The organism is Pseudoalteromonas sp. J2K-J031, assembly GCF_058197095.2.
Window position 1 is genome coordinate 713,366 of sequence record NZ_CM200280.1, and the last position, 13,653, is coordinate 727,018.

The 13,653-nt window shown below is 38.0% G+C and carries 12 protein-coding genes; 2 read left to right on the plus strand and 10 right to left on the minus strand.

What is annotated here, in order from left to right; genetic code table 11:
* Nucleotides 1–201: 201 nt before the first annotated feature.
* Genes AC3KZC_RS20380 through AC3KZC_RS20400 form a run of 5 tightly spaced genes read right to left on the minus strand, consistent with a single transcriptional unit; the run spans nucleotide 202 to nucleotide 3,732 of the window.
* Entirely contained in the window at nucleotides 202–408 is a 207-nt protein-coding gene (locus AC3KZC_RS20380) for a hypothetical protein (RefSeq protein ID WP_490577199.1), read from the minus strand.
* Between the two features lie 13 nt (nucleotides 409–421).
* Entirely contained in the window at nucleotides 422–682 is a 261-nt protein-coding gene (locus AC3KZC_RS20385) for a DUF5062 family protein (protein WP_490577200.1), read from the minus strand.
* Between the two features lie 29 nt (nucleotides 683–711).
* On the minus strand, nucleotides 712–1,824 hold the full coding sequence (locus AC3KZC_RS20390; protein ID WP_490577201.1) for a DNA alkylation repair protein: 1,113 nt from the start codon (nucleotides 1,822–1,824) through the stop codon (nucleotides 712–714).
* Entirely contained in the window at nucleotides 1,824–2,165 is a 342-nt protein-coding gene (locus AC3KZC_RS20395) for an HIT family protein (RefSeq protein WP_490577202.1), read from the minus strand. Before AC3KZC_RS20395 ends, AC3KZC_RS20390 begins: the two co-directional genes overlap by 1 nt.
* 4 nt (nucleotides 2,166–2,169) lie before the next feature.
* Nucleotides 2,170–3,732, minus strand: a complete 1,563-nt coding sequence (locus AC3KZC_RS20400) for a DNA recombination protein RmuC (protein ID WP_490577203.1) — start codon at nucleotides 3,730–3,732, stop codon at nucleotides 2,170–2,172.
* 246 nt (nucleotides 3,733–3,978) lie between these two features.
* Between AC3KZC_RS20400 and AC3KZC_RS20405 the strand changes: the two genes are divergently transcribed.
* On the plus strand, nucleotides 3,979–4,203 hold the full coding sequence (locus AC3KZC_RS20405; RefSeq protein ID WP_490577204.1) for a hypothetical protein: 225 nt from the start codon (nucleotides 3,979–3,981) through the stop codon (nucleotides 4,201–4,203).
* Between the two features lie 3 nt (nucleotides 4,204–4,206).
* Here the strand turns inward: AC3KZC_RS20405 and AC3KZC_RS20410 are convergent, their stop codons facing one another.
* Both AC3KZC_RS20410 and AC3KZC_RS20415 read right to left on the minus strand, forming a co-directional pair.
* The gene (locus tag AC3KZC_RS20410; protein ID WP_490577205.1) at nucleotides 4,207–5,031 is read right to left on the minus strand and encodes a BrxR family helix-turn-helix transcriptional regulator; all 825 of its coding nucleotides are present in this window, start codon (nucleotides 5,029–5,031) and stop codon (nucleotides 4,207–4,209) included.
* A 633-nt stretch (nucleotides 5,032–5,664) separates the two neighbouring features.
* The gene (locus AC3KZC_RS20415; RefSeq protein ID WP_490577206.1) at nucleotides 5,665–6,228 is read right to left on the minus strand and encodes a helix-turn-helix domain-containing protein; all 564 of its coding nucleotides are present in this window, start codon (nucleotides 6,226–6,228) and stop codon (nucleotides 5,665–5,667) included.
* 112 nt (nucleotides 6,229–6,340) lie between these two features.
* On the opposite strand from AC3KZC_RS20415, the gene AC3KZC_RS20420 reads away from it, so the two are divergent.
* On the plus strand, nucleotides 6,341–7,519 hold the full coding sequence (locus tag AC3KZC_RS20420; RefSeq protein ID WP_490577207.1) for a benzoate/H(+) symporter BenE family transporter: 1,179 nt from the start codon (nucleotides 6,341–6,343) through the stop codon (nucleotides 7,517–7,519).
* A gap of 117 nt (nucleotides 7,520–7,636) precedes the next feature.
* Here AC3KZC_RS20420 and AC3KZC_RS20425 read toward each other — a convergent pair whose 3' ends face one another.
* The 3 genes from AC3KZC_RS20425 to AC3KZC_RS20435 all read right to left on the minus strand — a co-directional run bounded on the left by AC3KZC_RS20425 (nucleotide 7,637) and on the right by AC3KZC_RS20435 (nucleotide 13,243).
* A complete protein-coding gene (locus tag AC3KZC_RS20425; protein WP_490577208.1) occupies nucleotides 7,637–10,819 on the minus strand; it encodes a DEAD/DEAH box helicase in 3,183 nt (1,060 codons plus the stop codon).
* Between the two features lie 203 nt (nucleotides 10,820–11,022).
* Entirely contained in the window at nucleotides 11,023–11,994 is a 972-nt protein-coding gene (locus AC3KZC_RS20430; protein ID WP_490577209.1) for a transcriptional regulator, read from the minus strand.
* A 13-nt stretch (nucleotides 11,995–12,007) separates the two neighbouring features.
* Nucleotides 12,008–13,243, minus strand: a complete 1,236-nt coding sequence (locus tag AC3KZC_RS20435) for an AAA family ATPase (RefSeq protein ID WP_490577210.1) — start codon at nucleotides 13,241–13,243, stop codon at nucleotides 12,008–12,010.
* Between the last annotated feature and the right edge of the window lie 410 nt (nucleotides 13,244–13,653).

Consider the following 13,653-nt stretch of genomic DNA (forward strand, 5'->3'; position numbering starts at 1 on the left):
TAATCCCTTATTTTAAATAACAATAGCGAATAAGGATGACATTATATACAGGACAAACACAAAAGATAGTAGTTCTCATTTGCAATACTGTTTAGGTGTAACTCATTAAACTGTATTGCATTACCTTGCTTTGCTTTTAATAAATCAACCCCGTATTGGGTAAATTCATCTCAAGCAAAGCGCAAAGAAGTATAACGACGTTTATTGATCATTTTTAACTGCTATTTTATAAGCCCAAATAACCAACACAAACAATAAAAAAGGCAGTGCGGCCAAAGTATAAACTAACCAATCATGATCCGATAAACGCGGTTGCATTAACCAATGACCAACCACAGGAATTAAAATTGCCACTAATACCAAGGGCAGAATTAATAACTCTTTTTTATTGTTATGTTTTTCATTCATAAATAAGCCTATCTTATTGCAGTAATGGATGATCACTGGGTAATTGCTTAGCGATCCAAATCGCCAATTTATGCTTCATGTGAGGGATATCTTCATGGCCGAACGCCAGAGGTTGAATGAGCTTGTCATTGATAAGTAAACGATACAAAATTTCGACTTTTTGATTGGCCGATACCGTTGGTTCAAATCCTTTAAAACCGCGATTAAGCGCGTATTTCTCACCAATAACAATCGCTTTTTTTAACAGCCCACTTTCATTTTTAAGTTTTTTCATCTGCAATCCTTGAGTAATACATAAAACAATTAAGGCGTTGTCAGCATAAAAGTCTGTGAAGCAACTTCATTGCCGTTAACTAAAATACTAAGCTGATGACTACCTGCATAATATTGTCGTGTAGAGATTTTTTTAAACGAAAAACTTTTTTTAAAGTGCACAGCCTCCATTGGCTGTAACCTGATATTTTTTAATTTGAACACTTTGCGGCTGGTTTTGCCATTGCTTTTGACAAAATCAATCGCGAAATCGACAACGCAAGCTTGAACGCTATCACCCATTGCATGGATACAAAACTCAAACTCAATGACTTGGCCCATTGCAATGTGTGATGGTGTGATAGACAAAGCCACAGGCATCAGCGCAACATTTTCACCATAACCTAATAATTTAAAGACCTCGGGGTGACCTTGTTTAACTAAACTACGCGTTGCATGTTTGATAATCCAATGTGTTTGCGGGCTAGACTTTAATTGCCATGCGTAACAGGTGTTAAGCACAACATCCGGATGATCTTTTGTAATGTCATTAAGATGATTTGCAACAGAGCGACGCACATACAAACTTGAATCATTATTAAGCGCGGTTAACAACATTAAATTAGGTGTAGGATCGTCAATAAACACAGTTAAACGCTGCCCCCAAGGCAATCTCGGTCGCGTGCCTTCAGATACTAAGCGGCGCACGTGCTCGGATTCATCTTTTACCCAAATTAAAAAATAACGATGGCAAAGATCAGGGTAACGCTCAATAAAAGGGCGAATTGCAAACTCGGCCGAAAACAAACACGTTAATTGCTTTAAGGTATCAAGTGCAAGCTCTGGTTCATCTAAACCATGTTTGGCGACATAATCAACCAGCGGCCAAGCAGCAAAAGTAGAATGAGGCTCATTTGATACCGATTTTTGCCAATAAGGAATAACCGCGACAAAAAGCTGGCAGACTGAGCCAAAATCTTTTTTTAAACCACGATGCAAACACTCAATAAGATGGTTTACGCGCTGTTTGAGCGCTAAATCATCCAAACCACATAATGCTGATTTGATAAATAAGGTAGCATCAAAGCTTGGGTCTACACCGGCAATGGCATTGGCGATACGGGTGATGGCAGGTTCACCTAACCCATGTTTCATTAACGCCATTATGCCTCCTTAGGAGTACCAAAATTGACATGAAAATGAAGATGTTTTGAATCTTGGTATTGACCTAAATTAGTAAGCACTCGTGCTGCGCCATATTGCGCTTCAACCATAGCAGCGACCTCGGCTACAAAACCGATTAAATGCTGTAAATCAGCTGCGCTGTATGGCCCAAGTTGCGTCAAAGAAGGCACATGTAACTTGGGGATCACCACAATATGCACAGGCCAAAAGGGTTTGGTATGATAAAAAGCGAGACAGTGCTCATCTTCTTTAACTATGTTTGGCTTAATTTTGCCACTCAATACTTGATCGCAGTAAAAATCATTTCCTTGATAGCTCATAACATTACTCCCTAAAATGAGTGACAGATTGACTATTAAATTGCAGTACCGAAGGCTCATCATCCTTATTTGCAGTACCGAGTTCTAAATGTGCTTGCTCAACCAACGGGGCAGGGAGCTCTTTTTGCACGCTCACACCTAAATCTTTAAATTCAGCCGCTTGTTTAATTAAATTGCCTTTACCGCTGTAAAGCTGTGCAAATGCTTTATCATAGCTTTCTTTAGCTTTATCAAGTTGCTTACCAACACCTTGCATACTCGATAAAAAACTATTGAGTTTGTTATAAAAACGCTCAGCTCTGTTGGCAAGCTCCGCCGTATGCTTACTTTGATCTTCAAAACGCCACAGTTGTTTAACAATATTAAGGCTGGTCAGTAACGTTGTCGGGGTTGCAACTAAAACCTGGCGCTCTATCGCTTTTTGGTACAAGTCAGGTTGGTATTTTAACGCCTCAACATAAGCCGATTCGATTGGCACAAATAGCACCACCACTTCAGGCGAGTTTAATCCCGGCAACTTAAAATAATCTTTATTCGATAATTCATTAATGCGATCGTTCATAGCTTGCGCATGCTGCTTTAAAGCAACTTGTGCATCTAGTTCTGATTCTGCATTCACATAACGGGTATAAGCCGATAGAGATGTTTTAGCATCGATAACCAAATGGCGGTTTTGAGGAAGATACACCACCACATCAGGACGAAGCTTCCCTTCATCGGTTTGAAAATTAACCTCACGCTTGTAATCAAGGCCTAACCTTAATCCCGCGCTGTCGAGCACGTTTTCAAGCATTAGCTCACCCCAATTGCCTTGCACCTTTTTTTGTCCTTGTAATGCATTAGTGAGTTGTTGAGCCTGTGCGGTAATATCTTGATTTAATTTTTGTAAGTTAATTAACTCGGTTTTAAGCTCGCTACGCTGCTTTAACTCTTCACTATGAATTGCCTCAACTTTATCACGAAATCCTTTCATTTCAGTTTGCATAGGTCGCAATAGCTGCTGCACACTTTCTTGATTCAGTGTTTTAAATTCTGCACTTTTTTGCGATAAAACCCGATTAGCTAGGTTTTCAAACTCTTTACCTAACTCAGCCTTGCTGGTCGCAATATGCGCTAGTTGTGCATTAAAACTCAATTCTTTTTCAACTAAACTGCTTTGCAAAGCAGCTAACTGCACCGATAAATCGGTTAATTTTTCCTGGCTACTTTGCCATTGGCTCTGATAGTGTTTGCTTTGTTGCTGCGACTCAATTAAACGCGTTTTAAAATGTTGTTGCTGCTCTTTGCTCGTACGCAATTCAATCTGCAACTCTTGATTATTCAACTGCACAACTTGCAACTCAGATTTGAGATACTCAAGCTGCGGCTCTATCCCTTTAGCATGCGCCAATGCGATTTGATTGTCTTGATTGAGCGTTGTTAATTCGAGCACCTTATTTTCGCTATCGGATAAAATCTGATTGAGGTGACGAACTTTAAAAAAACACACTAAAGCACAAAGCAACAGTGGAAATGAGGCAACTAATAGATAAGGCTGCAAGTACAACCAAGAAAATTCAACCGACATAACATACCTTTACCGTTATTCTTATAAAGTTGATTATACCCTTGAATGGCGTTGAGGCGACTATCAAATCCCAACTAAGAGCAGGATATGTAAAAGATCTTTACATATAATCAGCCAATAATGGTCCATTTATCAGCAGAAGCGCTCAATACTGTAAAGGGCCTTTACAGGTCAAAAAATCGGCTCTATTCAAGATGATTTTTATCCGCTTAAATGGCGATATACAAACATCAACGAGTCAAATGCATGAGTGAAATTGCACAAGAATTAAAACAATTACAGCAAGCCTATCGATCAATTAATCCAGCTTGGGTAAAACCTGAAAAAATAGCGTTTATTAGCCATAAAATTACGCAGCTAAAAAAACAACAATATAAAGATTGGAGTACTAAGATAATCATCCCAATCCTAGAAGCGCTGAGCTTATTGAGCATGTTAGTGCTAAGCTGGGCTACTTTATGGTTATTTTAATCCTTAGCGGTTTAAAAATGGCGACAGGACCTTGCGACATTCAGGTTCTATAATAATTTGCTGCGATTGCGCATCTGTTTGATAAATATCAACTCTTAAGCGCTGTAATAAATAATTGAGTAATGCAGCACGGGTGCGGATCACTTTTTTACCAGCTTGCATTTGATAATCGAACTCAATGAATTGACGTTGCTTTAACCCTAAACGCTGATCTGGGCAGATAACGACATCAAGCCACGTATGCCAAAGTGTATCGTCAGCGCCAGTGTGCGTTGCCTCACCCTCAAATACAAATTCACCATTAAAACGCGATAGTACGAAATCGCGAAAGTCCTGATTTTTCTCACAAAATCCTCGAACGTGATAGCGAAATCCATCATAAACAATACTGTGGGGTTGGATAATTCGGTCTTCATAATCAGGGCTTGATAAAGACAAATAACCAATATCAAGACGCAGGGATTGTTTAATGGCCAGTAAGATAGGACGCACCCACTCAGGCGTGATATTACGCTGCGGTATAGGCAGCACTTCAATTGCAAAGTGCGATGCAGAGCCAGATCCATGCTGCGCTGCAAAAAATTGCTGATATTGACTAAAATCACGTGAGATAAACAAAGGTTCAAACCCTGCTACAGCAAGGTGGCCTTTTTCACTATTGCTGCGTTCAAATCCCGTTGGATTAACCTCTTTGTAATCAGTAATACTTTTTTGCGCCGAAGGGCGGCTAATTGAAAAATAATCCATTAAATGGCGCGCAGTTAAACGGCCCTCCCAAAGTAAAATGACTTCTATTAACTGAAATCGTACTAAGTCATCTTTTCTCATTGCCTAGCTCCAATAAAAATACCTTGTTGATAGTACAATGAAAAAACAAAAAGCCAACCTAAAAAGGTTGGCTTCAACATTACTATAAATAGTAATCAATCGGGGGAAAACAATTTAAAACTAACAGGGATAACGCAGTTCAACTGTATTAATAGACCGCACTAAAATCACTTAGTTCAATATAAATTGAAAATAAAAACATACTTTTATTACGACAGACTGAAACAAAAAATTTCGAGCACACAAAACAAAAAGCCAACCTATTGGTTGGCCATTATTACTAAATTTAGTAATCAAAGGGGGAAATCTAACTATCAGGGATAGCGCCTAAGCACTGTAAATATAGACTAGCGATAATTCATTAAGTTCAAAAAAATCTTCAATCTTTTTATTATTATTTAACTTGAGCTTTGGTTAAGAGATTTACTAACGTATTGATATTGAATTGGTCAATGTTTTTTCAAGTCTGTAGCCGGAAACTTTTAAGGATAACAAGGCGAATTTACGCGTCAATAGCTGGCCTATTGTAAGTAAATTCAACGCGGTTAGCGTTGAAAGTAGCCGCTGGAGATAAATTTATTATCCAGAGCTCAGGTTATTTAATATCTGATAAAAACTTTTATTTTTAGTGCGTTAGTTCCCATAGAAAATTAAATTATGAAACAGTGTTGCTTGCTGCGTTTGGTTACGGTAACCATGAGGCTGATCGGCATAAAACTTAGCGACCTGACCAGCAGTTAAACACATCCACTTTTCGTTGCACAAATACTCCATTTCACCGCTTAACACCACAATATGCTCTATCACCCCCTGATTGTGAGCTAAGGATAAATGACTATGATTTGGCTTAATCACAATCTGAAACAACTCTAACCGAGTATCGCTTGCAAAAGGCAGCAAGGTTTTTATTTGTAAATCATCTGAGGAGGATGAACTGTGAGCAAAAGTATCATCTGGTTCTTTAAGCCCTGTGCTTAAACCCTCACTTGATAAAAAGTAAGACAAGGGCAAAGCAAAGCCAGTCGCAATTTTCCAAAGCGTAGCCACCGTTGGGCTTGATTCTCCTCGCTCGATTTGACCGAGCATAGCTTTAGATACGCCTGTATGGCGCGCACAATAATCTAAACTCCAATTACGCTGTTGTCGGACCAATTTTAACTGCCTGCCAACATCAAGGCTGTAGGGCTGAATATTCATAATATTACCTTAGAAAAGTATCAAAAAATAACCAAAGGCAGCTTGTGCGTTATAACATACAATGCTAGTTTAAAATCAATATACGTTATAACGCACAGGATAACAGCCAAAAATGCAACAAATACACCAAGGTGTAAATGCATTAACCGCAGGGTTTATTGCCGTATTAATTGGCTTTGCGAGTTCAATAGCGCTTATTTACCAAGCTGTGATTAATTTAGGCGGCGATGCTAATTTAGTTGCAAGCTGGCTTTTAGTGCTGGGTTTAAGTATGGGAATACTTTCGATCTCGTTATCAGTGCTTTACCGTGTGCCTATTTTAATTGCTTGGTCAACACCAGGAGCTGCATTGCTCATTTCAAGCACGCAAGGTTTTACACTTGAGCAAGCGACTGGTGCGTTTATTTTTTGTGCGGTACTTATTTTTATTTCTGGTGTAACGGGTGCATTTGAAAAACTAATGCGCCGTATTCCATTGCCTTTAGCCAGTGCAATGCTTGCTGGTATTTTAGTGGGCTTTGGGATTGCAGTGTTTAATTTATTGCCGCAGCACACGGTGCTTATCTCAAGCATGTTAACCACTTATCTTTTTGCTAAATTGATAAGCCCAAAATGGTGTATGATTTTGGTACTCGCGATAGGCTTGATTTCGGCTTGGTTTTTACAATTACTGAATTTTGCTTCTCTAGAGTTTACGCTAGCAACCTTACATTTCACTCAACCTCAATTTAGCTTGCCTGCGCTATTGAATATCGGTTTACCCCTTTTTATTGTGACTATGGCATCACAAAACCTACCTGGTATTGCTGTTATGCAAGCGCATGATTATCGTGTGCCAATCTCAAAAACATTATCCATTACAGGCGCCACAAATATACTAATAGCACCCTTTGGCGGTTATGCGATTAACTTTGCGGCCATCACTGCAGCCATATGCATGACCCCCGAAGTGAATGCAGACCCAAAAAAACGGTTTTTAGGCAGTGTTGCAGCCGGATTCTTTTACATATTGCTTGCCATTGGCAGCGGTACGTTAATAAGCGTTTTAGATGCACTGCCAAGTGCTTTCATTCTTGCCTTAGCGGGTATCGCATTGTTTAGCACCATAGCAAGCAGCTTAAAATTAGCGTTATCTGAAACCTATTATTTAGAAGCTGCCATGATCACTTTTTTGGTTACTGCGTCAGATTTAGTGCTAATGAATATTGGCTCGCCACTATGGGGGATTTTAGCCGGTAGTTTTACACTGGCAATTCAAAAATTTATAAAAAGAAAAAGCCAACCTAATTAGGTTGGCTTTTAGACAAAAACAAACAAAGGAGTAACAAATTGAAACCAGTAACGAGTAACAAATCACAACTATTAAGATAGACCGAGTAACCAGTTATAAGTTCAAAAAATAATTAAATTATTTTAATAACGCTAAAATTTCTTCAGCAGAGCTCACACTAAATTGCTTACTGGCCGCATCAAAAAACGATTCGGCTAATGCGGCTTTATTTTGCTGCATTTCATAAACTCGCTCTTCAATAGTATCTTGGCAAATTAATTTATAAACAAACACCGGTTTTTTCTGACCAATTCGATACGCTCTATCGGTTGCTTGTTGCTCAACGGCTGGATTCCACCAGGGATCAAAATGAATAACGGTATCAGCAGCGGTTAAATTTAACCCAGTGCCTCCGGCTTTTAAGCTAATTAGAAAAATACTTTTCTCACCTTGCTGAAAAGAGTCCACCGCACTTTGGCGGTCACGAGTTTGGCCGGTTAAAATTGCATAACCTAAATCAAGTAACTGTAACTGCTGCTCAATTAAACTCAACATACTCGTAAATTGACTAAAAATGATGACTTTACGGCCTTGTTGCAGCATTTCAGGTAAGTGTTTTGCAAGCCAATCGAGCTTTGTACTATCTGTAAAGCTAAACTGCGATCCATTGTCGCTTAACAATTGAGGCGAACAACATATTTGCCGTAATTTCAACAAGGCCTCAAGAAATGCTAAGCGGCTTTTATCAATCCCAATTTCAGCAAAGAGATCTTTGAGTTTAAATTCCATTTTTTGACGGATTTCGCCATAACATTTTTGCTGAGAAGGCATCAACTCGAGCATTTTGACCATTTCAGTTTTTGCCGGTAACTCAGTGACGACTTGTGCTTTAGTTCGACGCAACAAAAAAGGCTTAACCAGCTCTTTAAGTTGATCGGCGCGTAATTGATTGTGCTCTTTTTCAATCGGCGTTTGATAAAACTCTTTAAAGTGGGTTTGTGACGGTAATAATCCTGGCATTGCAAAATCTAGCAGGGATTTAAGCTCGCTTAAGTTGTTTTCAACCGGAGTCCCGCTTAGGCACAAATTAAAATTACTATTTAGCGCTTTAACATGACGAGATACTTTAGCATTAATATTTTTGATGGTTTGCGCCTCATCTAAAATAACGTGCTCAAACACTAAATCATTAAAAATGGCTTCATCACGTACAAGCAAAGGGTAGGTGGTAATGATGCAATCGGCTTTTGAAAGCTTAACAAACTGCTTCTGTCGTTGACTACCAAAGCTAACAACAACCGATAAACTTGGGGCAAAACGCTGTAATTCTTGCAGCCAATTGTTAACTAAACTAGTTGGACAGATAATTAAAGAAGGCAACTTACTTTTTGCTTTACCCTGCTCAGCAAGTAAAAAAGCGATAGTTTGCAAGGTTTTCCCAAGGCCCATATCATCCGCTAAAATGCCACCTAATTGGAATTTTTTTAAAAAACGCAACCAGTGAAGTCCATGTAACTGATAGTCACGCAGCGTAGCATTGAGCTTTTTAGGTACTTGTAGCTTTGCACCAAAATCGTCTTTTGCGACCAGCTGAGTAAGCTCTAGCAGGTTAGGTTCGTCACTGGTAATTTGAGATTTGTGTAAGCCTGATAATTTTCGCGCATAAGCTAAGGGTAAATTAAGGCGTTTAGGATATTTTTTACCTTGATAAAACTCTTGATAAAAACCAAGTAAGATCTCAACGTCATCTTTGGCAAATGCCACCCAATGCTCATTTGGCAAACAAATGTAATAAAAACACTGCGCTGTATTATTACATAGAGAGCTCACAGTGAGAAAATCAGCAAATGAATAGCGTTTTTCTGATAAGTAAAAGTAAGGTTCTAGTACAAGTTTATTTTTTTTATCTCGGCTAAGGTGTACTAACAATTGAGCTTGAGAAACTTCATTTAGCTCTAGCGCTTGGCCATTTATCTGCCAACCATCTTTTTTCAAGTTCAGCGCTATCTCATGCACAAAACAATGCCACAGCGCTGAGCGCTCTGCTGAAATAGCCAAACTGTAATATTCAACATCATGTAAAGGGCCTTTACAGTCAACAAACCCAGCATTTTTTAGTCGATTAATACAGGTGTTTTCAAAACTAAAGTTGCGCTCACCAGCACTGACTCCTGCATTACTTTGGCTATTATACAGTTGGTTTGGATATTGGAATTGTAAGCGTATCAACGGAGTTTGTTGAATTGAGTCATAACTGATAATAGGTTTAATTGATAACTTTTTTAGTTTACGGCTTACCTCGCCATCTTGTTTGATAACAGATAAACCGAATAACTGGTTAAAACGCTTTTCAACCTGGCTTTGCATGGCCTTATTAATCACCGGCATTGTTAAAAGATGCTTAATTTCATCACCTTGCAAGGGTGTGATGAGCTCACCAATAACAGACTGCTCAATATCAATAAAATAAGGCGGGACAGTGTTAAATAATTGCCACGCTTTACTTCCCATCACATGGGCATGGAGCGAAAGAGTATCAGTTTCTGAGTGCCAATTAAATTCAAGCGACCGACTTTGTGTCATCACTAAAGGATCACGAGAGTCTTGCCAAAAGCAGCGCTCAGTAGCTATCAATTTGAGTAAGGCGATAGCTCCCCATTGCCCTTCGAGCATGAGTTTACCGAAAGTATTTTGTGAACGGATCCAACTAATTAAGCGAAAATCTGCTTCATCAATATTTTCGGGGGTCACTTGGCTGCTTAACTGTTTTTCGGTCAATAAACGTCCAAGGCCAAACTTGCCATTTTTTGCAACTGAAGCAACTTTTGGGGTAACAACCAATGAGTCTTTAAATGGCTCAATGACAAATAAGATGACATCTTTATTTTGTGGCTTTTGATTTACTTTTAATTTTTCGAGCTGATTAAACCAGTCGTGTAATAAATAATGCTGCCCAAATTCACCTGAATGCTCTGTTTTTAACTTCAATAATACAGCTGCAATATGTTTACATTTTCGCTGAACTTTACACGAACAATGCGCATTTAAGGTGATATTCGCGTTATCACGAATAATTTGTATATGTTGATGACTTGGTTCTGAAACATGATTAAACACTTCAGAGGTGATCTGCGAAAAGTCACTACTCGCATCAATTTGGCCAATTTGATTATTGGTTAAAAATTGCTTAGCATTTTCGAGTACTGCAGGTTTAAAGTATCGCTTTAAAAAAATTTCAGTAAGCGGAAATTCGCGGGCTTGTTCTGTTTTTATTTCATCAAACAAGGACAATAAATCTTTTTTGGTAAAGCCTTTAGCCATAACACTCTGCAAAAATCGAATTATCCAGCCAGTATATGCTGTTAGAACTGAGATCTAAAGCATTAAAAGGTATAAATTAGAATTGCTCAAGTTGATGATAATATGAAGTAAATGAGGGTAAATCTGAGGTAATAAATTTACCTCAGATCAATTTTATACTAACTTCAAGCTTAAAAATAAACAGTTTAACCATATCGACTAGTTTAATTAAAATTTGTTAGTAATTTCTCTAGCTGTTCAAAACGTTTATCTGTCAGTACTCGATTATCTATTTTAATCACTAAATCACCGGTTTTTTGATTTCGATGACCGATAATATATTCGCTGTTAAATTCGAGTTTTTCACGATGAGTTTCAGACACCGTAACAGGCTGCTCTACCAGCGCTTTTGTTAAGGCTATGGCTGTTTTTTCGTCACTTTCTTGTTGATACTGAGATAAATTATTTCTAATTTGAGCAACAGAATCGAAAAAAGCTGATTGATTAAGCTCTATAGCCGCAATAATTTTTTTAGCTACTTCACGGCCCACTAAATTAGCTGTAGGGTAAAGAGCTATGACTTCATTGGGTATTTTATCATAGGCTTTAAGCGCATCAGCGATGGCTGTATGCGAAACACCTTCTATTTCAGCGATTTCGCGGTATGAACCTTTTTTGCCTAAGTTAATCAAGTCTTGTTTTGTTTCACTGTATGCTTGGCCTAGCTCCCATAAACTTGGGGCGATGTATTGATCTGATGATATAGCCAAAATTTTCGCATCTTCGTCAGTAAAATCAGTAGACGTTAAAACAATATAATCAGCATGGGCTAATAAACACGCTTTGCGGCGTCGAGAGCCAGCAAGAACATATTCAAATCCATCTTTTGACCAACAAAGTGCTGGATGTTGATTGCGTTTATCTGCTTTGATAGCGGGTAAGATATCAGCAACCGCTTGTTCATTTAATAACGATTGAACACGACGGTTTTTACCATAAACCTTTGTAACTTGGTCTATTTCATTATATTTAATGATCTTACATGTTAGTTTGATTGATCGCGTAGGATCTGCGGGTGCTGGCATTGTAATTTGTTGACCAACACTTGCACTTTCAAGTAAAGCATCAAGGTTACTCGTTTCGACAAAAGTTGAGAATGGATCGATTCGAGTGTCATTTTTACGTTTTTTAACCATGGAAGTTCCTTACTTATGCTGACTCTAATGTGCATTGGGTCGAAGCCCAATTTGAACGGATCAGCATTTCAAGCTCATCAACAACATCTTTTATATTTTCTTGTGCTTTGATCAGTGATTCTCTGCTTGCTAAGCTGTCAGACGTTTTTTGATCAAAAATGGTATTAAATGATGACGAACTGGCGGTAATAGCAGCGCTGTGATTTATCGGATAGCTCATTACTTGACGACCAAAAGCACTTCTTACATCTTTAACAATGTCTCGTTGTGAGTGGTTGCCTTTGACGTAGTTGGTGACTAAAAACTGCATAAAATCCCAGCCATCATGGCCAAGTGCCGCAACTGTGTGATAAATCTCGCCTAAACGTTTCAAATATTTATTATTAGCATCGAAATCAACCGCTTCTGGATGAACAGGTATTAACATTGCTGTAGAAGCCATTAATGCATTATAAAACATGAAGTTAAGTGATGGTGCTGTGTCAATTAAGATTAAATCAAATTCACTAGCAACAGGTTCTATCACTTTTTCTAATAATTTATGGTAGTGACGCGTTTGATCATAGCCAATATGATCTTTTAATTGTGTTGCTGTTTCATGTTCAAAATAAAAGTCATCCATCCCTGATGGTAAAATACGAATATTAGGAATGTGGGTAGGTAAAAAGGCAGAAGAAACGACATCTGACCATACTTCGTTTTCATCAAGTTCAATGCAATCACGCATAAGATCACCAACCGTGATTGGGTCATGGGCAATAGGAGGGAAGAAACTAGAAGAAGAGCCTTGAGGATCAAGATCTATAATACCAATACGGTAACGTTTAATATTCGTAGTCGCTAAAGCTGCTGCAATATTCACTAAGCTTGTGGTTTTCCCACAGCCACCTTTTAAAGAATTAACCACAATGACTTGAAGTTTATCACTAGGTGAACGATGACTCGGAGATAACCCCATAATATCAGCCATTGCATAGATATTACTTAAAGTATAAGCGTAGTGACCATTTGCTCCACGTTTTATATCAAGAATGTCAAAATCACCTTGGTCATGCTTTCTTTTTAAGGTTCTATTATTACATCCTAGTAAATCTGCTGCCGCTTTTTGTGTGTACGTACGTAACTCTTTGTCTTCGGCTTTTATATGAGCTCGATAATGTTGAATGCGTCCTTCTAAAGATTGCTCTGCAACTGTCGCTGTTGCTTTGAGCAATTTATAAGTATCTAACGCTGATTTTTTTATTGTCATTCAATGAACCCTCTTAATTGCAGATAGTATAATGTCCATTGAAAAACAAGTAAACCATTAAAGTAGAGGACATTCTAATAAAGTAATAAATAAAATAATTTATTACTTTATTAGAATAATTAAATAAGGATGAATATGGTTAGTATTAAGGTAATAAAAGGATAAGAGCGAATAAATCCACCTTAAGTAACTGATATATTTGAATTATATATAAAAACTTAGATCAGTATTTTACTTGGTTAAGATCAGATTTATATGTACATAGAGATCAGTATTATACTTACCTTTAAAGTTAAATACAGGATGAGCACAGGTTATCAACATTGTTATAAACAGAAGTTGGCATTCAGATCAGTAAGATACTAAGTGAAACGGCGTTTTATAAAGCCAAAAAAGTATAATTAACAGGT

Bases quoted from the DNA above. Each gene is read 5' to 3' on its own strand.
- AC3KZC_RS20380 (WP_490577199.1), bottom strand. From the start codon at position 408: ATGAATGAAAAACATAACAATAAAAAAGAGTTATTAATTCTGCCCTTG.
- AC3KZC_RS20385 (WP_490577200.1), bottom strand. From the start codon at position 682: ATGAAAAAACTTAAAAATGAAAGTGGGCTGTTAAAAAAAGCGATTGTT.
- AC3KZC_RS20390 (WP_490577201.1), bottom strand. From the start codon at position 1,824: ATGGCGTTAATGAAACATGGGTTAGGTGAACCTGCCATCACCCGTATC.
- AC3KZC_RS20395 (WP_490577202.1), bottom strand. From the start codon at position 2,165: ATGAGCTATCAAGGAAATGATTTTTACTGCGATCAAGTATTGAGTGGC.
- AC3KZC_RS20400 (WP_490577203.1), bottom strand. From the start codon at position 3,732: ATGTCGGTTGAATTTTCTTGGTTGTACTTGCAGCCTTATCTATTAGTT.
- AC3KZC_RS20405 (WP_490577204.1), top strand. From the start codon at position 3,979: ATGAGTGAAATTGCACAAGAATTAAAACAATTACAGCAAGCCTATCGA.
- AC3KZC_RS20410 (WP_490577205.1), bottom strand. From the start codon at position 5,031: ATGAGAAAAGATGACTTAGTACGATTTCAGTTAATAGAAGTCATTTTA.
- AC3KZC_RS20415 (WP_490577206.1), bottom strand. From the start codon at position 6,228: ATGAATATTCAGCCCTACAGCCTTGATGTTGGCAGGCAGTTAAAATTG.
- AC3KZC_RS20420 (WP_490577207.1), top strand. From the start codon at position 6,341: ATGCAACAAATACACCAAGGTGTAAATGCATTAACCGCAGGGTTTATT.
- AC3KZC_RS20425 (WP_490577208.1), bottom strand. From the start codon at position 10,819: ATGGCTAAAGGCTTTACCAAAAAAGATTTATTGTCCTTGTTTGATGAA.
- AC3KZC_RS20430 (WP_490577209.1), bottom strand. From the start codon at position 11,994: ATGGTTAAAAAACGTAAAAATGACACTCGAATCGATCCATTCTCAACT.
- AC3KZC_RS20435 (WP_490577210.1), bottom strand. From the start codon at position 13,243: ATGACAATAAAAAAATCAGCGTTAGATACTTATAAATTGCTCAAAGCA.